The sequence below is a fragment of the Rhizobium sp. LjRoot254 genome (assembly GCF_964254105.1).
Lineage (GTDB): Bacteria > Pseudomonadota > Alphaproteobacteria > Rhizobiales > Rhizobiaceae > Rhizobium_E.
The window spans coordinates 90507-113215 of record NZ_CAXUSM020000002.1 but is presented as its reverse complement, the minus strand read 5'-3'; the positions used below and the strand labels follow the sequence as shown (position 1 = coordinate 113215).

General features: G+C 61.3%; 20 protein-coding genes and 1 pseudogene. 10 read left to right on the top strand and 11 right to left on the bottom strand.

All coding sequences use genetic code 11. The features are described from left to right. The first annotated feature begins 120 nt into the window (after positions 1 to 120). The 3 genes and pseudogenes from ACSQ26_RS29140 to ACSQ26_RS29130 all read left to right on the top strand — a co-directional run. Positions 121 to 453 carry a hypothetical protein gene (locus tag ACSQ26_RS29140; protein WP_436015725.1) on the top strand — a complete coding sequence of 111 codons (333 nt, stop codon included), beginning with the start codon at positions 121 to 123 and terminating at the stop codon, positions 451 to 453. Position 454: 1 nt separating this feature from the next. Further along, positions 455 to 1024: a type II toxin-antitoxin system VapC family toxin gene (locus tag ACSQ26_RS29135; protein ID WP_436015723.1), complete on the top strand. Its 570-nt coding sequence runs from the start codon at positions 455 to 457 to the stop codon at positions 1022 to 1024. A gap of 4 nt (positions 1025 to 1028) precedes the next feature. Next, positions 1029 to 1259 (top strand): annotated as a pseudogene (locus ACSQ26_RS29130) (MbcA/ParS/Xre antitoxin family protein); the annotation flags it as partial. Positions 1260 to 1374: 115 nt separating this feature from the next. Here ACSQ26_RS29130 and ACSQ26_RS29125 read toward each other — a convergent pair. From ACSQ26_RS29125 to ACSQ26_RS29105, 5 genes are all read right to left on the bottom strand, one after another. After that, entirely contained in the window at positions 1375 to 2889 is a 1515-nt protein-coding gene (locus ACSQ26_RS29125) for an ABC transporter substrate-binding protein (protein ID WP_436015721.1), read from the bottom strand. A 22-nt stretch (positions 2890 to 2911) separates the two neighbouring features. Further along, positions 2912 to 4738 (bottom strand): dipeptide ABC transporter ATP-binding protein, encoded by a 1827-nt coding sequence (locus ACSQ26_RS29120; RefSeq protein WP_436015719.1) that lies wholly within the window; start codon positions 4736 to 4738, stop codon positions 2912 to 2914. Continuing rightward, positions 4735 to 5583: an ABC transporter permease gene (locus tag ACSQ26_RS29115; RefSeq protein WP_436015717.1), complete on the bottom strand. Its 849-nt coding sequence runs from the start codon at positions 5581 to 5583 to the stop codon at positions 4735 to 4737. Before ACSQ26_RS29115 ends, ACSQ26_RS29120 begins: the two co-directional genes overlap by 4 nt. Further along, a complete protein-coding gene (locus ACSQ26_RS29110) occupies positions 5580 to 6518 on the bottom strand; it encodes an ABC transporter permease (RefSeq protein ID WP_436015715.1) in 939 nt (312 codons plus the stop codon). The genes ACSQ26_RS29115 and ACSQ26_RS29110 overlap by 4 nt, the downstream gene beginning before the upstream one ends. A 315-nt stretch (positions 6519 to 6833) precedes the next feature. Next, on the bottom strand, positions 6834 to 7727 hold the full coding sequence (locus tag ACSQ26_RS29105; protein ID WP_436015713.1) for a proline iminopeptidase-family hydrolase: 894 nt from the start codon (positions 7725 to 7727) through the stop codon (positions 6834 to 6836). Positions 7728 to 7869: 142 nt separating this feature from the next. Between ACSQ26_RS29105 and ACSQ26_RS29100 the strand changes: the two genes are divergently transcribed. Together ACSQ26_RS29100 and ACSQ26_RS29095 are read left to right on the top strand one after the other, a co-directional pair. Continuing rightward, the gene (locus ACSQ26_RS29100) at positions 7870 to 8649 is read left to right on the top strand and encodes a helix-turn-helix transcriptional regulator (protein ID WP_436015711.1); all 780 of its coding nucleotides are present in this window, start codon (positions 7870 to 7872) and stop codon (positions 8647 to 8649) included. Positions 8650 to 8712: 63 nt separating this feature from the next. Further along, the gene (locus ACSQ26_RS29095) at positions 8713 to 9624 is read left to right on the top strand and encodes a proline iminopeptidase-family hydrolase (RefSeq protein ID WP_436015709.1); all 912 of its coding nucleotides are present in this window, start codon (positions 8713 to 8715) and stop codon (positions 9622 to 9624) included. Here ACSQ26_RS29095 and ACSQ26_RS29090 read toward each other — a convergent pair. The 3 genes from ACSQ26_RS29090 to ACSQ26_RS29080 all read right to left on the bottom strand — a co-directional run bounded on the left by ACSQ26_RS29090 (position 9621) and on the right by ACSQ26_RS29080 (position 13737). After that, the gene (locus ACSQ26_RS29090) at positions 9621 to 11603 is read right to left on the bottom strand and encodes an ABC transporter permease (protein WP_436015707.1); all 1983 of its coding nucleotides are present in this window, start codon (positions 11601 to 11603) and stop codon (positions 9621 to 9623) included. The genes ACSQ26_RS29095 and ACSQ26_RS29090 overlap by 4 nt on opposite strands. Next, a complete protein-coding gene (locus ACSQ26_RS29085; RefSeq protein WP_436015705.1) occupies positions 11584 to 12687 on the bottom strand; it encodes a quaternary amine ABC transporter ATP-binding protein in 1104 nt (367 codons plus the stop codon). The genes ACSQ26_RS29090 and ACSQ26_RS29085 overlap by 20 nt, the downstream gene beginning before the upstream one ends. 78 nt (positions 12688 to 12765) lie before the next feature. Beyond that, positions 12766 to 13737 (bottom strand): ABC transporter substrate-binding protein, encoded by a 972-nt coding sequence (locus ACSQ26_RS29080; RefSeq protein ID WP_436015703.1) that lies wholly within the window; start codon positions 13735 to 13737, stop codon positions 12766 to 12768. Between the two features lie 422 nt (positions 13738 to 14159). On the opposite strand from ACSQ26_RS29080, the gene ACSQ26_RS29075 reads away from it, so the two are divergent. Next, positions 14160 to 14522, top strand: coding sequence for a cupin domain-containing protein (locus ACSQ26_RS29075; RefSeq protein ID WP_436015701.1), 363 nt, complete (start codon positions 14160 to 14162; stop codon positions 14520 to 14522). Positions 14523 to 14749: 227 nt separating this feature from the next. After that, positions 14750 to 15283, top strand: coding sequence for a dihydrofolate reductase family protein (locus ACSQ26_RS29070; protein ID WP_436015699.1), 534 nt, complete (start codon positions 14750 to 14752; stop codon positions 15281 to 15283). A 79-nt stretch (positions 15284 to 15362) separates the two neighbouring features. Here the strand turns inward: ACSQ26_RS29070 and ACSQ26_RS29065 are convergent, their stop codons facing one another. Further along, a complete protein-coding gene (locus ACSQ26_RS29065; protein WP_436015772.1) occupies positions 15363 to 17132 on the bottom strand; it encodes an APC family permease in 1770 nt (589 codons plus the stop codon). Positions 17133 to 17374: 242 nt separating this feature from the next. On the opposite strand from ACSQ26_RS29065, the gene ACSQ26_RS29060 reads away from it, so the two are divergent. The 3 genes from ACSQ26_RS29060 to ACSQ26_RS29050 all read left to right on the top strand — a co-directional run bounded on the left by ACSQ26_RS29060 (position 17375) and on the right by ACSQ26_RS29050 (position 20507). After that, positions 17375 to 19741, top strand: a complete 2367-nt coding sequence (locus tag ACSQ26_RS29060) for a DUF1989 domain-containing protein (protein ID WP_436015697.1) — start codon at positions 17375 to 17377, stop codon at positions 19739 to 19741. Positions 19742 to 19936: 195 nt separating this feature from the next. Beyond that, positions 19937 to 20095, top strand: a complete 159-nt coding sequence (locus tag ACSQ26_RS29055; protein WP_436015695.1) for a type II toxin-antitoxin system MqsR family toxin — start codon at positions 19937 to 19939, stop codon at positions 20093 to 20095. Position 20096: 1 nt separating this feature from the next. Then, positions 20097 to 20507: a type II toxin-antitoxin system MqsA family antitoxin gene (locus tag ACSQ26_RS29050; protein ID WP_436015693.1), complete on the top strand. Its 411-nt coding sequence runs from the start codon at positions 20097 to 20099 to the stop codon at positions 20505 to 20507. 24 nt (positions 20508 to 20531) lie between these two features. On the opposite strand, the gene ACSQ26_RS29045 is transcribed toward ACSQ26_RS29050, so the two are convergent. After that, the gene (locus ACSQ26_RS29045; protein ID WP_436015691.1) at positions 20532 to 21131 is read right to left on the bottom strand and encodes a PAS domain-containing protein; all 600 of its coding nucleotides are present in this window, start codon (positions 21129 to 21131) and stop codon (positions 20532 to 20534) included. 234 nt (positions 21132 to 21365) lie between these two features. Then, positions 21366 to 22703, bottom strand: coding sequence for an NAD(P)-binding domain-containing protein (locus ACSQ26_RS29040; protein ID WP_436015689.1), 1338 nt, complete (start codon positions 22701 to 22703; stop codon positions 21366 to 21368). Between the last annotated feature and the right edge of the window lie 6 nt (positions 22704 to 22709).

Genomic DNA, 22709 nt, shown 5'->3' with positions numbered 1-22709 from the left:
AGCTCGGTGCACCTCCTCCCGCACCGGGCTCTTTTGTTTTTGCGGTGAGGTTTCTTGAAAATTGCTCTCAGTATGTTATGTTGGACGAAATGGAAAAACGTCTGACAGGGAATCATGTCGATGGCCAAGACCGCAAAAGAGCAGACCGTAAAACGGCAGCGAACTATTACTCGGAATGCTAAGACTGGCGAATTCATGACTGTAGGCAGCGCTCGGTTTGAAGCGGTGATGAAGGCCGCTGAGCAGTCGGGCCTGCTGGGTGAGAAGAGCAAGCGCATTGGCGGCCGCATCAGCCCGGCGCTGGTGGAGCAAGCAAAGAGGCAAACGGGTATTGACGCCGATACAGATTTGATCGAGTTCGCATTGGCAAATGTCGCGCTCGATGACAATTACGGGGAGACTTTACGTAAAGTACGAGGCACGGTAGATCCTAGCATAAAGCTCGGATTCTGAGTTGCCGGTTGTCAATTTCGATACGCTGATACGTTGGGCAAGGTTCGACCCTGGCCGGACTTTGGCGCGTAGAGACGATAGCGAGCTGCCGTTTAGTGGCGACGTTGCTCAGGCCGGGCAAGAGCTTCTGCTCGATACTTGCGTCTATATAGATGCTCTGCATGGACGCATGCCCGATGTAGTTGCCGAACTCCTGAATGTGCGGCTAGGCAATCACTCAACCGTCGCCATTCAGGAACTGATGCATGCTGCGGGCGCTCTTGATCCCAGGCATCCCGGCACAAAAGATGCTTTGAGGCAGATCGGCATTACGATTGATAACATGTCGCGGAGTCGCATTTTCACGCCTGATGCCGATGTGCTGGCGAGAGCGGCGTTGGTTTCCGGCATGTTGTGCCGGCTCCAGGGATATCAGAAGGATGCGCGTCTACGCGCGCTTCAGGATTGCGTTCTGTTCCTGCAAGCCCAGAAACTGGGTTTCACGGTGCTGACGGCGAATGTGAGCGATTTCGACTATCTGCTGCAACTGATCCCCGCAGGCCGGGTGTTGTTTTACAGAGCTGAACACTAGTTTTTTGTTACCTAGATCGGGAGCATTAAAGATGGATGTTACGCCCAGTCCAATCTTCCGCATCCTCACGATGGCGGCCGAGATGGCTGGCGATGAGCATAAGGCCAGCATCTGGTTCAAGCAGCAACCGATCCCCGGATGGGCAGGTAAGACCGCGTATGACTTGGTGACGGAAGACAAGCCGGATGAGGTCTTGAAGTATCTGGAAGCGGTGCGATCCGGCGCCTACGGCTGACCGGCTGGAGATGCCGTCGCCAAGCAAGATGATCGAGGCTTTAATCCCCATGCCAAGGTTTGATTGGCATGGGCGTTGTCGATCTGGATACAGATCCGATTATCGGACCTTGTTATCAGTTCTTCACCGTGTCTTCGAGGAAGAAGCGGCCGAGCGGGTTCTGGTAGAAGTTCTCGATATTCTTGCGCGCGACGTTGATATAGGGGCTGTAATAGAGATCAATCCAATGGACGTCGTCCTTGGCCATCTTCTGGATCTCGACATACATCTGTTCGCGCTTGGCCGGATCGAGTTCGAGGCGGGCGGCGGCCACCAGGTCCTTGACCTTGTCGTTCTTGTAATGGGTCATGTAGTTGTTGTTGCTGTCATGGCCGACGACAAAGGTGGTCTTCTGGTCGGGGTCGAGGATGTCGTTGGTCCAGTAATTGACGCCGACATCATAATCGCCGGCGACCAGCATGTCCCATTCCTGGCTCGGATCGACCTTGTTGATATTGACGGTGACGCCGGCCTTGGCCAACTGCTGCTGCAGCAGGACGGCAGTCTGCTCGACCACTTCATCACCCGCGCGGACGACATAGTTGAGCGTCAGATCGGAAGCACCGGCTTCAGCCAGCATCGCCTTGGCCTTTTCAGGGTCGTAAGCGCGCTGCAGGTTGTCGGTGTAGTAGTAGAGCGCGCCCTTCGGGACGTAGGAATTGGCGACGGTACCCTGGCCGAAGGTCACGGTGTCGACCAGCGCTTTCTTGTCGATGGCCATGTCGAGCGCCTGGCGGACTTCCTTCTTGGCAAGCGCGCCGTGCTCATGGTTGATCAGCAGGTGGTCCTCGCGGGTCGAGGCGTCGATCAGGACGTGGAGATTGGGATCCTTCTTCAGTTCCTCGACGCGCGAGAAGGGCACGAAGATCGCGGTATCGAGTTCGCCGGCCTGGACGTTGAGCATGCGGGTATTGTCGTCGGGCACTGAAATCCACTCGACGCCGTCGAGCTTGACGCGATCCGCCTGCCAGAAGTTCGGGTTCTTTTCGAGGATGACCCGGTCGCCGCGGCGCCATTCCTTGACGATGAAGGCGCCCGAGGATGCCGTCGGCAATTCGGCGAAGGCATCTTCACCGGCTTCGACCGCCTTCTTCGAAAGCACCGAGACGTTGGGCAAAGCGAGCGTCGACAGGAACGGCGCGGAGGGGTTCTTCAGCTTGACGACCAGCGTTTTGTCGTCGGAGGCTTCGGCGGTGTCGATCACCTTGTAGCTGTCGCTCCACAGCGAGCCCTTGTTGTCGCGAATGCGCAGCAGGCTGAAAGCCGCGTCGCCCGCCGTGATCGGCGAGCCGTCCGAAAACTTGGCGTCGCGCATCTTGAACGTATAGGTCAGGCCGTCCCCGGAGACGGTCCAGCTTTCGGCCAGTCCCGGCTCGAGCTTGGTGCCTGTCTTGTCGACGCGGATCAGCACGTCGAAGACGTTGGAAAACACCCAGTTGTCGACGTTTTGCGCCGTCTTGATCGGATCGAATGTCGTCGAATCCTCGCGGCGGCCGATCGTCAGCGTGCCGGCGGCTTCGGCGATCGTGGTTCCCAGCGTCAGCATGGCCAGCACGGTTGCCACGCTCAAGTTCATCCATCTGTTTTTCATGGTCTCGTTCCCTTTGTTGTTGTCAGGCAGGCATCAATTGGTGGGCGGAGGCATCGGCCAGCAGCGGCTTGTCCGGATTGATGTCCGGAATGGCACCGATCAGGGCCTTGGTATAGGCATGTTGCGGATGAGCGAAGACCGCATCGGAACGGCCTTCCTCGACGATCTCGCCGCGATACATCACCACCACGCGTTCGCAGAGATTGCGGACGATGGCGAGATCATGGGCGATGAAGATCAGCGTCAGGTTCATCCGCGTCTTGAGATCGCGGAAGAGGTCGATGATCTGCGCCTGGATGGTCACGTCGAGGGCCGCGACGCATTCATCTGCGATAACAAGCTTCGGATCGACCGCGAGCGCACGGGCAATGCCGGCGCGCTGGCACTGGCCGCCGCTCAGGCTGCGCGGCTTGCGGGTGGCAAATTCGCGGTCGAGGCCAACGAGGTCGAGCAGTTCGCCAATGCGTTCCGGAATCTGGTGTTGAGGCACTTTGTTCTGTACCTTCAGCACCTCGCCGATCATGTCGCCGATCGTCAGTCGCGGATTGAGTGCGCCGTAGGGATCCTGGAACACCATGGCCGCCTCGGTGCGGATGCGCGCCAGCGTCCGGCTGCGCTGCTGGGCGAGGTCGGAGCCCTCGAAAGTGATATGGCCGCCGCTCAGCGGCGTCAGGCCGAGTATGGCACGGGCGAGCGTACTTTTACCCGAACCGCTCTCGCCGACAATGCCGACACTCTCGCCCGGCATGATCCGCAGGCTGACGCCATTGACGGCCGCGATGGGTTTTCGGGTACCGAAGAGGCCGAGACCGGGGGCGGGGAAGCGGACATAGAGGTCGTCGATTTCGAGGAGGGGACGGGTTGGTACAGTCCCGACAAGCGCAGGTGCCTCTTCTCCCCGGCGGGGAGAAGTGCCGAGCGCATGCGAGGCGATGAGGGGGTGTTCTTGCTCAGCATTGGCGCTTCGCGCCCCCCTCATCCGGCCTTGCAGGCCACCTTCTCCCCGCTGGGGAGAAGAGGGAGCGAGTGGCTCGCTTTGCGATAAATCCGCTTCCTCCGGCATCGAGGGATGGCTCTTGAGCAGGCTGATGGTATAGGGATCCTTCGGCGCCGAAAGCACCTGCCGTTTCGGGCCGATCTCCAGCAGCTTCCCTGCACGTAGCACCGCGATCCGGTCGCAGGTCTGGGCGACGATGCCGAGATCGTGGGTGATGAGGATGATCGACAGGCCCTTGGAATGGCGGAGGTCCATGAGCAATTGCAGGATCTGGGCCTGGATGGTCACGTCGAGTGCTGTTGTCGGCTCATCGGCGATCAGGATATCAGGGTTGCAGGAGAGTGCTACCGCGATCATCGCCCGCTGCCGCATGCCGCCGGAGAATTCGTGCGCGTAGTTTTCGTATTGCCTGACGGGATCGGGAAAGCCGACCTGGCGGAGGATTTCGATGGCGGCTGATTTGGCTGCGCGGCGGCCGGCATTCTGGTGATAGCGGATGCCCTCCGCCACCTGGTCGCCGATGCGCATCACCGGATCGAGATGGCTGGTCGGGTTCTGGAAGATCATGCCGATCTCGCCGCCGCGCACCGCCTGCATCGATTTCTCGTTGAGCCTGGTGAGGTCGCGGCTGCCGAGCATGACCGAGCCGCCGGTGATGGAGATCGCACGCGACGGCAGCAGTCGCACCAGCGCGCGGCAGATCATGCTCTTGCCCGAACCGCTTTCGCCGACCAGCCCGAGGATCTCGCCACGGTTGAGGTCGAGCGATACGGCATCGAGCAGCGTCCGCACCTCGCCATCGAGGCGGGCCTCGACCGTCAGGTCGCGGATGGAGAGGATCGGGCCGCTCATTCCTTGACCCCGAGCAGTTCGCCGAGGCCATCACCCAGCAGGCTGAAGCCGAAGGCCAGAACGACGATCGAGAGGCCGGGAAACAGCGTGATCCACCAGGCAGTGGTGATGAAGCTCTGGCCCTCTGCTACCATCACGCCCCATTCGGCGATCGGCGGCTGGATGCCGAGCCCGAGATAACTGATTGCGGCGCCATTGAGCAGGACGAGAACTGCATCCGACATCGAGAAGACAATCGAGCCTGATATCGCGTTGGGCAGCAGGTGGCGGAACATGATGCGGCTGCGGCTGAAACCGAGGCTGGTGGCGGCGACCGCGTAGTCGCTGGTTTTCACGACCAGCATCTGGGCGCGGATGAGCCGCGCATAGGACACCCAGCCGACCAGCGCCATGGCGATATAAAAGCTCGAAAGGCCGGGGCCGAGAATGGCGATGATCGAGAGCATCAACACCAGGAAGGGGAAGGCGAGGATGATATCGATCAGCCGCATGAAGACGATATCGACAATGCCGCCGAAGAAGCCGGCGCAGGTGCCGATCAGCGTGCCGATGAGGAAGGGGAAAACGACGCCGATCACCGCGATCTGCAGGTCGATGCGCGCGCCCCACATGACCCGCGAGAGAATGTCGCGGCCGAAATTGTCGGTGCCGAAGGGATGCGCCCACGATGGCGCCATCAACCGGACATCGCCATTCTGCAGGATCGGATCATAGGGCGCGATCCAGGGCGCTGCTATCGCCATCAGCACGAAGAGTGCCAGCAGCGCCGCGCCGATGGCGAGCGTCGTGTTGCCGCCGAGCCAACGTTTGCCAGTCGTGGTCCTGCCGATCGCCGCCGCCGTCATATCTTCACCCTCGGATCGACGGTGACGGTGAGGATGTCGGCGATGAAATTGACGAGAACCGTGGCGCAGGCGAAGACCATGGCGACGCCCTGTACGACCATGTAATCGCGCGAGAAGATCGCCCGGACCAGCAGCTGGCCCATGCCGGGAATGGCGAATACGGTTTCCACGACGACGGTACCGCCGATCAGCCAGCCGATATTGACCGCCAGCAGGTTGATCGTCGGCACGATGGAATTGGGCAGCACATGGCGGCAGAAGACGATGCTTTCCGGCATGCCGCGCGCCCGCGCGGCCGTCGCCAGGTCCGATTGAAGCTCGATGATCATCGCGGCGCGCAGAGATCGGGTCAGCACGGCGGAGAGCGAGAGCGCGATCGTCAGGCTCGGCAGGACGAGATGTGCCGCCTTGTCGGAAAACGAGTTGCCGTAGCCAGAGACGGGGAAGATGCCCATCTTCACCGACAGCAATATGATCAGCATCAGCGCCAGCCAGAACGGCGGAAAGCCGATGCCGATGGTCGAGACGATGCGGATGGCGTGATCGGCGAAACGGCCGTTTGCGCGCGCCGAGATCGCCGCAAGCGGCACGGCGATCAGGATAGACAGCAATACGCTGACCAGCACCAGCGTCAGGGTCGGCTCGATGCGAGTGGCGACCAGCTTGAGGACGTCGATCTTGTAGAGGATCGACTTGCCCATCTCGCCCTTGCCGAGATTTTGCAGGAAATAGAAATATTGCAGCCACATCGGCTCATCGAGGCCGTACTGGGCGCGGATATTGGCGATCGCCGCAGGCGTCGAACGCGCGCCGAGCAGCACGCGGGCGGGATCGCCAGGGATCAGCCGCACCAGAATGAACGTGATGACGCTGATGCCGAACAGTACCGGCAGGAACTGCAACGGCCGAAACAGGACGAACCTATAGCGGTGCATTCATGCGCACCTTTCCGATCAGGGTCGTTGTCTGGCTTAGAGCCTCTTGCATTGAAATGGAGCCGGTTCTGCCGGAGCAGGTTTTCGTCAGGGCAGGGGCGATTGGCGAAGGTCGTACCCGGATGTACGGCCGAGCCGATCGCCTCTGATCCTGGCGGAAAGATGCCCGGCCCTTCGGGTTGGCTGAAGCGGGCCGCCTCTTTGACCGGCCGGCTTGGCCGTATGCTTTGGCTACGGCACGCGCCGGCCGGTCAAACATGCGACTCCGCTTGAGCCAACAGAACCGGTTCCATTTCAATGCAAGAGGCTCTTGGATCATCTGGCGGTCCTGTGCCGCTGGAGAAAATCGATCAGCGCAGGATAATATGCACCGGGATTTTCATAGAAGGGCATGTGGCTGGAATGTTCGAAAACCTGCAATTCGGCATTCGGCAGGTTGAGTTTCATGCGCAGCGCACAGGCCGGCGTCAGTTCATCATGGGCGCCGCAGGCAATCAATACCGGCATGGTGATGTGGGGCAGATCGGGGATGCGGTTCCAGTCCTTGAGATTGCCGATATAGAGGAATTCGTTCGGCCCCTGCATCGTGCCGTAGGGACCCATGTTCCAATCGTCGAGCGAGCGCATGACGGGAGCCGGCCATTCCGGCAGGCGGCAGACGTGGCGATAGTTCAGGATGGTGATCGCCGCGAGATATTCCGGATGGTTGATCGTGCCGCGCGCCTCGTGTTTCTGCATCATCGCGACCGTTTCGGACCCCAGCGCCGCGCGCAGGCGTTCGAGTTCCAAAATGAGATGCGGCATGTCGGCGACGGTGTCCTCGAGAATCAGAGTCTTGAGATTTTCGGGGTAGGTGAGTGCATAATCGATGCCGAGCCAGCCGCCCCAGGAGTGGCCGAGCAGATGCACCTTGCCGAGGTGGAGCGCCTTGCGCACGGTCTCGGTCTCCTCGACATAGCGGCCGATCGTCCAGAGCGCCGGATCGGTCGGCCGGTCCGAGGCGCCGGTGCCGAGCTGGTCGAAGGCGACGACGCGGTAGCCCTGGTCGATGAGGCAGGAATGGGCCTCGCGGAGATAATCGCAGGGCAGGCCCGGACCGCCATTGAGGCAGAACACGACCTCGTCGCCGGTACCGAAGGAATAGGCGACGACCTTGTAGCCATCGACATCCACCACGATCCTGTCGTCCGGCTCGATCTCACGCCACATGGTGCTCTCCGGTCACGGATTGTTGCTTGCTCATCTTTTGAGCATGGCTAATTTTTAGCGGATTGACAGTTCCGCGCCAGCTATAAGAAGTGATAGGATAGCGGCTTGGCGCCTTGAGTTACAGGCCGGACGGGATGACCTGATGCTTGACGAGATCGGTGAGATCAGACAGCGGTTTTCGGCCGAGCCGACGCTTGAAGGGCGGATCGACCAGGCATTCGAGGCGATGAAGCAGCTCGGCTTCGATGCCTTGATCTATGACTATACGCCAGTGCCCTATGATCTCGCGGGCGAGCTGATGATCCCGTCGCTGCTGAAGCTGCGCAACATCTCGGAAGACATGCATGAATACTGGTGCGAGCGGGGCTATTTCCGTATCGATCCGGTGCAGCAGCTGGCGCTGCGGACGACGACGCCGTTCTTCTGGAACTACGATCGCGATGCCGGGACGCTGATCAACCGCTTCATGACCGAGGCGACCGCGCCGGTGGCGCGCTACCTGCACGAACGCGACATGTCCTGCGGCGTGACCGTGCCGGTGCATATGCCGCGCGGCGATTATGCGACGGTCACCGGGCTCAGGCTGGGCGACAAGCGGGATTTCGAACGCGAGGCGGGCGAGACGCTCGCCGATTTCAGCCTGCTGGCCCATGTCTTCCATGAAACCGCCTATCCTGTCTTCGATCGCGATGCCCATAGCTGCACCTCCATGCGGCTGACCGAGCGGGAGCGGGAATGCCTGCGTCATTCGGCCGAGGGCCTGTCAGCCAAGGAGATTTCGCGGATCATCAACCGGTCGGTGCCGACTGTGGTCATGCATCTCAATGCGGCCTCGCGGAAGCTCGGCGCCAAGAACCGCACCCAGGCCGTGGTGCGCGCCGCCCATTACCGCCTGCTCGACGACGCACCCTATTACTTATGATAGCTGCCGCGCTTGGTGCTACGGCGCTATGTTTCCACCATGCTTTTTGAGTGATGGAGACAGATGGTGGGATCGATCGCGACGACAGAGGGTCATGTGCCATTCCGTGATTACCAGACATGGTATCGCGTCACGGGATCGCTGGATTCGGCCCTGCTGCCGCTGGTCGTCGCCCATGGCGGGCCGGGCTGCACCCATGATTATGTCGATTCCTTCAAGGATATCTCGGCCCTCGATGGCAGGCCGGTCATTCATTACGACCAACTCGGCAATGGCAATTCCACCCGGCTTCCCGACAAGGGGCCGGATTTCTGGACCGTGGACCTGTTCCTCGAAGAGCTCGACACGCTGCTCGCCCATCTCGGCATCAAGGATCGTTATGCCTATCTCGGCCAATCCTGGGGCGGCATGCTGGGCGCGGAACATGCGGTGCGCCAGCCCGAGGGGTTGAAGGCGCTGGTCATCGCCAATTCGCCCGCCAACATGCGGACCTGGGTGGCGGAGGCCAACCGGTTGCGCCGCGACCTGCCTGATGATGTGCAGGCGACGCTTCTGAAGCATGAGGACGCGGGCACGATCACCGACCCGGAATATGTCGCGGCGTCGCGGGTGTTCTATGATCGGCATGTCTGCCGCGTCAGCCCCTGGCCGCCCGAGGTGGTGCGCACCTTCGCGATCATGGACGAGGACAATACCGTCTATCGCAACATGAACGGGCCGACGGAATTCCATGTCATCGGCACGATGAAGGATTGGACCATCGAGGATCGGCTGTCACGGATCACGGCGCCGACGCTGTTGATCTCCGGCCGGCACGACGAGGCGACGCCCGAAGTGGTGCGGCCCTATGTCGAGAACGTGCCCGGCATAAAGTGGGTCCTGTTCGAGGACTCGAGCCACATGCCGCATGTCGAGCAAAAGGCGCTTTGCCTCGCGACAGTCTCCGATTTCCTCAAGCAGCATGATGGGCTCTAGCCTCGCACCTTGCTCCGGTTGCTCAGCGCGTTGAACAGGCGGTCGGCGATGATGCCAATGAAGGCGATGGCGAGGCCGGCAATGATGCCGCGCCCTGAATCGGCTTTTGAGAGCGCGATGAACACTTCCTGGCCGAGGTCGCGGGTGCCGATCATGGCACAGATGATGATCATCGAGAGCGCCATCAGGATCGTCTGGTTGATGCCGAGCATGATTTCGGGCAGCGCAAGGGGCAGCTGCACCCGCCAGAACATCTGCCGCCTGGTGCAGCCGGAAACCAGCCCCGCCTCGATCAGCGAGGGCGAGACCTGCCTGATGCCGTGATTGGTGTAGCGGATGGCGGGCACGACGGCGAAGGCGACCGTGGCGATCATCGCGGTCACGTCGCCGACCCGGAACAGCATCACCACGGGGATGATGAAGCAGAAGGATGGCAGGACCTGCAATGTGTCGATCAGCGGCGTGACGAGGCGCTCGAAGCGATCGTTGCGGGAGGCGATCAGGCCGATCGGCACGCCGATCAGGCAGGCGATGAAGGCCGAGATTCCGCAGAGATAGACCGTGGCCATGGTCTTTTCCCAGAGACCGGTGACGGCGCAAAAGGCGGTCAGTACCGCAAGCGTCAGGGCCAGCCTCAGCCCGCCGAGCTGGAAACCGGCGAGGCCCAGCAGGAAGACCGCGCCGAGCCAGGGGAAGTTCTCGCAGAAGGCCCTGATAGGATTGAGTACGTAGAGGATCAGCGTGACGCGGAACACTTCGATCACGTCGAACAGGTTGATTGTCACCCAATTGAGCGCGGCTTTCCAGATCGGCGCGGTGCTCAGCGTCAGCGATTTCGGCAGCTGGACGAAGGCGGGGATATAGAGGCTGAGGACCGTGGTGACCACGAGCAGCGCGATAGCGAGCGACAGGTTGGGGTAGCGGCGCCAGAACGGCCTTGCATCGGCCTCGTCGGTGCTTGCGGTGGATTGGCGCGTCGCCATGGCCTGGCTGAGGCGATCGAGCGCGATGGCGAGTGCGACGATCGCGAGACCTGCCTCCATGGCCTCGCCGACCTTGAGTGCCCGGAGCGCCAGAAGCACGTCGTAACCGAGGCCGCCGGCGCCGATCATCGAGGCGATGATGACCATGTTGAGCGCCAGCATGATCACCTGGTTGACGCCGACCATCAGCGTCGGCCGGGCGGAGGGGATCATCACGCGCCAGAGCTTCTGGCGTTTCGTGCAGCCCGCCATGTCGCTGAAATCGACGATCTCGGAGGGCACGCGCGACAGGCCGAGCATGGTTGCGCGCACCATCGGCGGGGTGGCGAAGATCGCGGTGGCGATCATCGCCGAGACCGGACTGTTGCCGAACAGCAGCAACATCGGGATGAGATAGGCGAAGGTCGGGATCGTCTGCATCAGGTCGAGCGCCGGCGAGATCAGCACCCGGTTCAGGATCGGCCGGCGCCATGCGATGATGCCGACCAACAGGCCGGCGATAATGCAGAACGGAACGGCGATCGAGATCAGGCCGAGGGTCAGCATCGCGCTCGTCCATTTGCCGAACAGCGCGATATAGAGAAAGCAGCCGCCAACCAGAAAGCCCAGCCTATTGCCCCCGAAGGCGCGGCCCGCGAGGAAGGCTGCGGCGCAGATGCCGACCCAGGACAGCCGGGGCAGGGTGATCGCCTCGAGGCCACGGCCGATCTTGAAATTCTTGGCGAAGAGATTGAGCGCGAAATCGAGCGGCACGTTGAAGACTGTAGTGATGAACCGCGTCAGCCAGCTGATATTGGTCTTCAGCCACACCATGACCGCCGTCACCCAATCGGCGACCGGGATCACCAGTGAGGCCGGATACTGGACGGCCGCGGGCAGGGTGTCGCGGAACAGGAAAAGCAGCAGTACGGCTGCGAGCGCCGCGGCCCAGATGACCAGCCATTTCTGTACCGGCCGCTGTTCGACCGAACGGGCGTCAGAGGCGAGCAGCGCCATTCCCACTCCCTTTTTCTTCCACGCCCGCAAGCAGGTCGATCACGGCGTTCGGCGTGACTTCGCCGAGAAGCTGGCCTGATTTGTCGACCACCGCAAAAGGCTTGCCAGCGGTGACGATTGCCTGGGAAAAGCTGGCGATGCGGGCCTCGGGCGTGACATTGCCGCCATGGTCGGATGTGCTGGCGGCGCGCATCAGGCGATGGGCGGACACCACCTTGGCGCGCTGCACGTCGCGGGTGAATTCGGCGACGTAATCGGTCGCCGGGTGCATCACCAGTTCCTCCCGCGTACCGATCTGGATGATCTCGCCGTCCTTCATGATGGCGACGCGGTCGGCGAGCCGGATCGCCTCGTCGAAATCGTGGGTGATGAAGACGATGGTCTTGTTGAGCACCGCCTGCAGGCGCATCAGTTCGTCCTGCATTTCGCGCCGGATCAGTGGATCGAGTGCCGAGAACGGCTCATCGAGGAACCATATCTCGGGCTTGGTCGCCAGGCTGCGGGCGATGCCGACGCGCTGCTGCTGGCCGCCGGAGAGTTCGCGCGGATAGAAGTGCTCGCGGCCGTTCAGGCTGACCAGTTCGATGACTTCACGCGCCCGCTTCTCGCGCTCGGCCTTGCCCATGCCTTGAATGCTCAGGGGAAAGGCGATGTTTTCCAGCACGTTGAGATGCGGCAGCAGGGCGAAGTTCTGGAACACCATGCCCATGCGATGACGGCGGAGTTCGATCAGTTCGGCATCGGAGACCTTGAGCAGGTCCTTGCCCTCGAACTCGACCTTCCCATAGGTCGGCTCGATCAGCCGCGACATGCAGCGCACCAGGGTGGACTTGCCGGAACCCGAAAGCCCCATGATGATGAAGATCTCGCCCTGCCGGATCTCGAGATCGACGCGGCGGACAGCGCCGACGAGGCCGGCCTGTGCGATGTCCTCGGCACTCGCCCGCCCATCGCGCGTTTCGATGAACTGCCGCGCCCCGGCCCCGAAGACTTTCCAGACATTGCGGCAGGCGAGTTTGATGGGCTTTTGTTCGCGTGCCGCATCGAAGGGTGCCGCAACGCTCACATCGGCAATACTGTTCATGCACGTTCCCCGAAACTATTGCCTTGGAGGGCGGCTCCATGCGCGAGGCACAGAGCCGCCGTCATTCCGGTGACGGGCTTACTTGGCCCAGGCCTTCCAGGTCGCTTCGTTGGCCGCGATCCATTCGGCCGCAACATCCTCGGGGGTCTTGCCGTCGAGGTCGATCTCGCCGCTCATCTTGTTGAGCACGGCGGTGTCGATCGTATAGGCCTTGGCGACCTTGTAGGCGACCGGCCACTTGTCCTTCATGCCGGCCCAGGAATATTTGAAGATGTCGCCATGCGGCTTGCCGCAGTCATACTTTGCGTCGGGATTGGAGCCCCATTTCGGATCCGTGTAGCATTCCTTGGCATGTTCGGGGAATTCGATCCATTCGCCCTTGTACTTGGCCGGCGCCCAATGCGGCGAGTAGACCCAGAGCATGATCGGCGCCTTGCGCTGATAGGCGGAGTCGAGTTCGGCGAACATCGCGGCATCGGTGCCGGCATGGATGACCGTGAATGGCAGGCCCAGAGCGACGACACGCTCATCGTCGAAGCCTTCCCAGGTCACCGGTCCGCCGAGATAGCGGCCCTTCGGCGCGGTTTCGGCCGTCGAGAAGGCCTCGGCGCATTTGGGGTCCTTCAGCGCTTCCCAATTCGGCAGGCCGGGGCATTTTTCCTTCATATATTCGGGATACCACCATTCTTCCTTGGCCTTGGGGCCGAGGGCACCGAGATTTTCGGTCTGGCCCGTCGCGTCCGATGCGGCCATGGCCTCGCCTGCGGTCGTTGCCCAGAATTCCATGCCGACGGTCAGGTCGCCGTTGGTGAGCCCCGTGGTCAGGCTCGAGAGATAATCGGCGGTCGGATATTCGACCGTATAGCCGAGCTTTTCCAGGATGCCGCCATAGATCTTGGCGTTGAGGTTGACGCTGGTCCAGTCGAACAGCGCGATCTTGATCGGATCGGTCGATTCAGGCGCCTGCGCGGATGCCGCGGGCGCCATACAGGCGGCGGCTGCAAGCGCGATGACGCCGGCACTCAATGTAGAAAGCAATGCACTTCTCATATTGAACTCTCCCGTTAAAACGCTGCATTCGCCATATTCTTGAGACGGCCAAGAAGCGCGTATGTCTGATATGGATGGCGCGGCAGCTTGGGAGGCGCGTGTTCCGGCCTTGTGAATGGCCGATTACGGCGTCTTTCGTCCGGGGAATATTAATACACTCCCAGTAAGATTTCGCAAATCGCAATTGCTGATTTCGGTCGAATTTGCCGTTGCTTGCGCGGCATGGGTATTGTTTAGCTGAAGTGCTTGAGTGGAAGGCGAATTGCTTCGTGGCGTGCAGTATTTGCTTGATATTTAGGCAATCACGGCCAAATGCGGGCTGATCGGCCCGCTGCAAGTTGAAAGCCGTTCACCTGCAATTGGCAAACCGGTTGTTTCGCGCGATACTCCCGGTGGAGAAATGTGTTTGCGAGGAGAGCGAAATGCGTCCAGTCGATCCGGCGGAGCGTAAGGTTGCCAATATCTATTCAGCGGAGTTCAAGCCCTTCGTCTTCGAGGACGGGGCGACGATGGGCGACAGCGTCCTGCAGCTCGACGAGCAGTTCCCGCTCGGTGTCGGATTTCACGTCTACCGCATGCCGCCGGGCATGACCTCGCGTCCGCACCGCCACAATGGCAGCGAGCAATTCCTGATCCTCGACGGTGAGCTGATCGACAATGACGGGACCGTGTTCCGGAAGGGCGACATGGTGTGGTTCAAGGATGGAACCGAGCACAGTTCCCATACGCCGACGGGGTGTCTGCTGGCGGTGCATATCACGGAGCTTGAGACGACGGTGGAGTGAGGAAGACCCCGCCCCGAAACCCCTCCCCACAAGGGGGAGGGGCCAACTCGTGGCACGAATGCTGCCCCTACTCTCCGCCCAGTGTGTGGGTCGAGAAGGGCGCGTCTCGCTGGACGTAGAGCTGATCGAGGCGGTGCGGAGGGTTAAGCCCCTCCCCCTTGTGGGGAGGGGTTTGGGGCGGGGTCTTCTTGAATCCGATCAACCCGTAACCGGGATGGAGATCTTGCATGGCAAAGCTCGTTTTCGGAATGAACCAGTCCCTGGATGGCTATGTCGACCATATGGAACTGCCTGCGCCAAGTCCCGCGCTCTTTCGTCACTGGATAGAGCACGTGCGCGACCTGACCGGCAGTGTGTACGGTCGCCGCATGTACGAGGCCATGCACTATTGGGACGAAGACCGTCCTGAGTGGAGCCCGGAGCGGCAGGAATTCGCCGCAGCCTGGCGGCGCCAGCCGAAATGGGTCGTGTCGCGTTCGTTGAAATCGGTCGGCCCCAACGCCACGCTTATCGAGGATGACTTGGAGACGGTGGTACGCGGACTGAAGGCCGAGCTAACCGGGGAGATTTCGGTTTCCGGACCAGAGCTGGCACAAAGCCTGACCGAGTTCGGTCTTATCGATGAGTATCGACTCTATTTCCACCCCGTCGTGCTCGGTCGCGGCAAGCCATTCTTCGCCGGTCCCCGGCCGCCGCTCCGCCTGGTCGCCAGCGACCGCATTGACGAGGATGTGATCAGGTTGACCTACGTTCCTGCCTGAATGGCGGCGCAGCATGAGGGGCGGTCAAAACGCAAACGGCGCCGAATTTCTTCGGCGCCGTTTTTTCATGTCCGTCCAATCAGCTCGGGAGCTGGAAGAACCAGTTGGCCCAGAGCACGATCGCGAGGCCAGCGGCGAGGGTGAGATAGGGCAGGATACCGGCTTTCTTGACGCCGAGATCCTGGCCGGTCAGGCCGAGATCGTCCATGGCGCCGGCCGGGAACTTGCCCCCGTCGCGGATGTAATGCCGGAACGCGAAGACCGGCAGGATGAGTGCGGCGAAGATGAAGCCCACCCAAAGTGCGTTGGAATAGCCCCAGACCTTGGCGCCGGCACCGAGGAAGAGCACGTTGACGAAGGCGAGGATGGTGTTGAGGCCAATCAGCCAGGTCGGCGCCTTCCAGGGACGCTCAATGTGGCCTGAATCGACGCGGTGGATCCAGCCGGCATTGAGATTGAGGAAGTTGAAGATGATGTAGCCGACGTTGGATACCGCAAGCACGAAGAAGTAGCCGGCGACATCCGAGGCGATCGCCAGCAGGATCAGGTTGAAACCGAAGTCGGTCCACATCGCCCGGGTTGGGGCGCCATGCTCGTTGGTGTGGTCGAGATATTTCGGCAGCCAGCCATCCTTGGCGCCCTGGTAGAGGGTGCGCGACGAGCCGGCCATGGCCGTCATGATCGCCAGGAACAGTGCCATGATCATCAGCACGACGAGAAGCTGCGTGACGATCTTGCCGCCATGGACGAGACCCGCCAGCGCTTCGGCAACGCCCGTGCCATCGACGATACCCGGCGCCAGCATGCCGCTATGGCCGAGAACGCCCTGGAACGTGAACGGGATCAGGAAGAAGAACAGGATGCACAGAAGGCCGGAATAGAAGATGGCCTTGAATGTGTCGCGCTTCGGATCCTTGAGTTCGCGCGTGTAGCAGACCGCGGTCTCGAAGCCATAGGTGGACCAGGCGGCGATGTAGAGACCGCCGAGGAACAATGTCCAGCCGCCGACCGTCCACAGGCCGTCTATACCGGAGTAAGCGGCCGTCGGCGGCACCAGGCCCATGATGTTGGCGCTGTCGATGTTGCCCGAGATGATCGGATAGATGCCGATCAGCAGCAGCGGCACCAGCACGATGATCGCCAGCCATTTCTGCACGCTTGCCGTGCCGGAGATGCCGCGATGCTGGATCGCGAAGATGACCAGCATCAGCAGGCCGCCGATGAAGAAGGTGGCGTTGAGGTTCGCGGTTGCGAGATAGGGAATGTTGAAGCTCGCCAGCGACCAGCTGCGCAGCGCCGGCGTCAACGCCGTAACGGCGTCACCCGCAAGCAGAGCCTGCATGGCGGCGTCCGGCGCGGTGCCGGCATGCGCTGCGATATACTCCGCGACGCGCGGGCTGTCCGCCGTCAGCGATGCTGCATTGGCCTTGATCCAATCGAGCACCGGCTGCGAATCAGCCAGCGGAATAGGAAACAGCGCGTTGAGGATATAGCCGGCGGCGATGGCACAGCCGAGCGACAGGACCGGCGACCAGGCGAACCAGTTGCACCAGACCGAAAGCGGCGCGATGAACTTCGAATACCGCAGCCAGGCCGTGGCGCCATAGATCGAGGCGCCGCCGGATTTATTGCCGAACATGCCGGCGATTTCCGCATAGGTGAAGGACTGCAGGAAGCCCATCACCATGGAGATGATCCAGACCAGGAATGCGAGCTTTCCCGTGGTTCCGGCGATGCCGCCGATCGAGAACAGGACCAGCGGCGGCACGCCGGCCGCGACCCAGAATGCGCCTTTCCAATCGAGCGCCCGGTGCAGCGAACTGCTTGAGTCCGCCTCACTGGCCGGCATGCCTGCTTGTGTAACCTGTGACATTGATAACCCCCGTTTTTCGATCGCGCCAACGCGCGGTTCCCCTCGAATCCCATCCATGCACGCGGCGCTTTAGCGGGCCTGTTCTGTGCAGGATGTGTGAAGCCACAGTGAATTAAATTTCATACAGGTCAAGAGGGCTTTACTTTGCGCGGGCCTTTGGGGAATAATAATCCCAGCATTTTGGAGGCGGATCGGCGCTTTGGCGTCATAGAGGACCGATGCAGGAGTCTGCTCTATATCCAGAGGTTGCAGCACCTCGACCCAGCACTATTTTGCGTCCTGGCATTCCGTCGTTCGGACCCGGCCGGGAGCGCTATCGCGTGCGCGGCTGCGGCACGGTGATGATTCGCGTCGCGGCAGGGGATCGCATCACGCTGGTCGACGTCGAGGGCTGCCAGCCCTGCGAAGTCACCTTCATCGACAAGGACGGCCGCTTCGATGCGCATGGGTTTGGGCTCCCGTTCACCAACGGGGCCGAGGGGATCAAGGCGATCCTGTCATCCGGCGATGAGAGTGCCGCACGCACGCTCGCGGCACTCAGGCGGCGCGGCGCGGATCTCGCACAGGCCGGGGCGCTGAGACTGTTCGGCACGCATTCCAATGCCGGCACCGAGGCGAGCCTGACGATATCGGCCGACGGCCTGCTGCTCGCGGCCGCACCCGGCGAGGCGATGGCACCCGATAGCCAGGACACCGCCACACCGATCGAGATGCGCGTCGAGCGCACCCTGATCGACCGCTCCTACGAATCCTTGCTGCCCGAGCCGATGGCGGATTCACTGCAGGAAATCCGCATCAAGGCGGCGACGGCGTCGGCCTATTTCGTCCGCGCCGGCGAGTTTATCCAGGTCATCGACGTGTCGGGCCGGCAATGCACCGACTTCCAGGCATTTTCGGCACGCAAGGTCGACAAGGGGCTCGATCTGGCCCTGGATTCGACCGTCACGCGCACGCTTCTCGGCCGCAGCTATCCCATGCCGGGCCTGCCCTCCAAGGCCTTCGACCGCGACTTCGAGCCGCTGATCGAGATCGTGCGGGATACGGTCGGCCGCCATGATGCCTTCGCGACCGCCTGCAATTCGCGCTATTACGACGACATGGGCTATCCCGGCCATGTCAACTGCACCGACAATTTCAACGCGGTGCTGAAGCCCTATGGCATCGCGCCGCGCAAGGGCTGGGAAGCGATCAACTATTTCTACAACACGGCAATCGATCACAACAACCAGCTCTATCTCGACGAGCCGTGGTCGCGGCCGGGCGATTATGTGCTGATGCGGGCGATGACCGATCTGGTCTGCGTCTCGTCTTCCTGTCCTGATGATATCGACGCGGCCAATGCCTGGAATCCGACCGACATCCACGTCCGCACCTATTCCGGTGCCGAGAAATTCACACGAGCGGTGGCAACAAGAATGACGCCCGATGCCGATGCCGAACTGACCCGCGAGACCGGATTTCATCCCCGGCTCGCCGAACTGACCCGCGATTTCACGGAGTATCGCGGCTACTGGCTGCCCAACAGCTTCACGGATCACGGTCCGACCGACGAGTACTGGGCCTGCCGCGAGGCCGCCGCTGTCATCGATCTGTCGCCGCTGAGGAAATTCGAGGTCACCGGGCCGGATGCCGAGGCACTGCTGCAATATTGCGTGACGCGCGACATCCGCAAGCTTTCCGTCGGCCAGGTCGTTTACACCGCGATGTGCTACGAACATGGCGGCATGATCGACGACGGCACCGTGTTCAAGCTCGGCGACAACAATTTCCGCTGGATCGGCGGCGACGATTTCAACGGCATCTGGCTGCGCCAGCAGGCCGAGAAGATGGGCTTCCACGCCTGGGTGCGCTCGTCGACCGATCAGATGCACAATATCGCGGTGCAGGGACCTAAAAGCCGCGATATCCTGAAGGAAATCATCTGGACGCCGCCACGTCAGCCGGCACTCGCCGAGCTCGAATGGTTCCGCTTCGCGGTCGCCCGTATCGGTGATTTCAACGGTCCGCCGATCGTCGTGTCGCGCACCGGCTATACCGGCGAACTCGGCTACGAGATTTTCTGTCATCCGCGCGATGCGGTCGCCGTGTTCGACGCGGTGTGGAAGGCAGGCGAGCCGCATGGGCTGAAGCCGATGGGCCTCGCGGCGCTCGACATGCTGCGCATCGAGGCGGGACTGATCTTCGCCAATTACGAATTCACCGACCAGACCGACCCGTTCGAAGCCGGCATCGGCTTCACCGTGCCGCTGAAATCCAAACCCGATGATTTCATCGGCCGCGACGCGCTGATCAAGCGCAAGGAGAACCCGCGCCAGGTGCTGGTCGGCCTCGATATCGATGCCAACGATCCCGCCGGACACGGCGACTGCATCCATATCGGCCGCGCCCAGGTGGGGGTGATCACCAGCTCGACCCGCTCGCCGATCCTCAAGAAATCGATCGCGCTCGCCCGCATCGACGCGATGTATGCCAAGCCGGGCACCGAGGTTGAAATCGGCAAGCTCGACGGCCAGCAGAAACGCCTGCCGGCGGTGGTGGTGGGGTTGTCGCATTATGATCCGGGGAAGGTGCGGCCACGGTCGTAGTGAACCCTCTCATCTTGACAATGCCACCATAATGGTGGCATTGTTAGTCATGGAGAAGTTGCGGCCGACATACGATCTCGGAGCCATAAAGAGAGCGTTCGACTCGGCCAAAAACCTTTCCCTGACTACGACCGCACTTTTGAGTGCTGCGGCTTGGGCTTTGACCGTCACGGCATTGTCGAGACGATATCGACCATGACATCGAAAATGTTTCAGAAGTCGATGACGACCTATGCGGATCATCGGGTTTGGCAGGACGTGTATTTCGTCCCTGCGGGAGACGTCATCCTCTATGTCAAATTCCAGGCTGATATCGTGACGGAATTCACGCTTGTTTCCTTCAAGGAGAAATAAGATGGCCGAACAGCAGGACATGAAGATGGTATCGCCAGAAACCGGGGAACCGTTGTTTCGCGGCGTCCGACCCGTCGAGGTCACCTATAAGGGCCACAGTATCACCGTTGACCTGCCGGGATATTATCCCGCAGGCGAAGGTGAAGGCGTGCATGTCGGCAAGGACATGGCGGTGGTGGATCAGGCGTTGCGCGTCCTGAAGGAGAGGGCAGATGGCCTGCCGTCGCCGGCAACCATCCGCCGTGTCAGGACGAAATTGAAGCTCTCGCAGAGAGAGGCCGGCAACCTGTTCAAGGTCGGGGAGAGCGCCTTCGACAAGTATGAGCGCGGCCTGATCGAACCGAGCGGCCCGACCATTCAATTGATCAAGGTGCTCGACCGGCATCCCGAACTGGTCGACGACTTGCGCTAGCGGGAAATCGCCGAAGCAAGCACTCTAAGCCGTCTTGCGCTGCGCCTGCGAGATCTGCCGCGCCGTTGCCTCGGATTCGTTGGCGAGGTTGCGCATTTCGCCGGCCAGCACCGCGAAACCCTGTCCCGCCGCGCCGGCGCGCGCGGCCTCGATTCCGGCGTTGACGGCGAGCAGTTTCAGGTAGCGTAGCGAATGCAGGATCTCGGCGGTCTTGGATGCGGTGATGCGCATCTCCGCCGTCTGCGCATCGAGCCGCTGGTAGAAGGATTCGATGTTGATGATGCTGCCTTCGAGATAGAGCAGGGTGCCATCGGTATCCCAGACACCGCCGCCCGTTTCCGACACCCAGATGTAATGGCCGCTATTGTGGCGCAGCCGATATTCCATCGACCAGTTGGTCCTGGTTTCGAGTGCCTGGCCCACGGCCTCATCCATGCGCGGCACGTCTTCCTCGCACATGATTGACGTGAACGTCCGGACGCGATTGCCGATGATCTCGTCGGCGGGATAGCCGAAGGCCCGGGTGATACCGTCGGTCATCTCGAGCATCGTGTAGTTTTCGTCGGCGCGGCACTGGTAGAGGAAACCGTTCATCCGACCCAGAATGCTGGTTTGAAAATCCATGGCAATGCCCGATGCTGGAATTGATCGGAGAAGTATTGGCGAAGATGGATAATAAAGTCTTACGAAGGCGGGGTTTTGTGCCAAATCCTCCGCCGTCATGCTCGGCCTTGTGCCGAGCATCTGGTGACGTCCAAATAGACTTCAACGTCGATTGCTTGACCGACGTCACCAGATCCCCGGGACAGGCCCGAGGATGACGTCGCGGGTGGGACTGTCGACAGGCCCCATCGCCTTTCAATTCTTCAAATACACTTCCATCGAATCGTCCATCGCTTCCAGCCACTTCGTGTGGTGCTTGGGCGACATCGTGCCGGTCATCAGGGAGCGGTAGGCGTTGTCGCGGAAGCCCATGATGTTTTCGGCCTTGTGGTGTTCCCATTCCATGAAGGTCTTGTTGGTCGCCTGGATATCGAAGGAGGGGTAGTCGGTGGCGTCGATCAGTTCCTGGACATAATCGCCCTGGAACCAGATCATCTGCTCGGCGTCCTCAAGCGTTTCCTCGCGGGCGCGCCACGTGTCGAACTCGGCCTTGAGCTCGGCCTCGGCGGGCAGCTTGATGCGGCCGAGGATGATATCGCGGACATACCAGGCCTGTGCGTCGAACATGTTGAACGTGTAGAACTGGTCCTGCATGCCGATGAAGAACAGTTGCGGGTTCTTCGTCGAGACCACGCCCTTGTAGAGTCCGTCCGACCACATGCGGTTGCCGGTGATCAAGCGGAGGCTGTCGGGCAGGAACGGGAAGTGGTGCAGGTAGCCGGTGCAGAGGATCAGGACGTCGACGTCCTTGGTCGAGCCATCGCGGAAATGCGCCGTCTTGCCGGTGAACTTGGTGAGCAGCGGCCGCTCCTCGAAGCGCTCCGGCCAGTTGAAGCCCATCGGCTTGGAGCGATAGGTCGTGGTGACGGATTTCGCTCCGTATTTCCAGCATTGCGAGCCGATGTCCTCGGCGGAATAGCTGCGGCCGACGATCAGGACGTTCTTGTCCTTGAATTCCAGCGCATCGCGGAAATCATGCGAATGCATGACCCGGCCGCCGAAGCTTTCGACGCCCTCGAAATGGGGCACGTTCGGCGTCGAGAAATGGCCGCTGGCGACGATGACATTGTCGAATTCCTCGCTATACATCACGTCGCGGACGCGGTCATGCGCGGTCACGGTGAATTTCTTCGTCGCCTCGTCGAATGTCACCATCCGCACCGGCGTGTTGAAGCGCACCCATTTCTTGACGTCGGCCTTTTCCACCCGGCCCTTGATGTAATCCCACAGCACGGCGCGCGGCGGATACGAGCCGATCGGCTTGCCGAAATGTTCCTCGAAGGAATAGTCGGCGAATTCCAGGCATTCCTTCGGGCCGTTCGACCAGAGATAGCGGTACATGCTGCCGTGGACGGGCTCGCCGAATTCATCGAGGCCGGTGCGCCAGGTGTAATTCCACAGGCCGCCCCAATCGGCCTGCTTTTCGAAGCACACGACCTCGGGAATGTCGGCGCCCTTCTGGGCCGCCGATTGAAAGGCCCGCAACTGTGCGGTTCCGGACGGGCCGGCGCCGATGACTGCAACTCTGCTCATGAACTG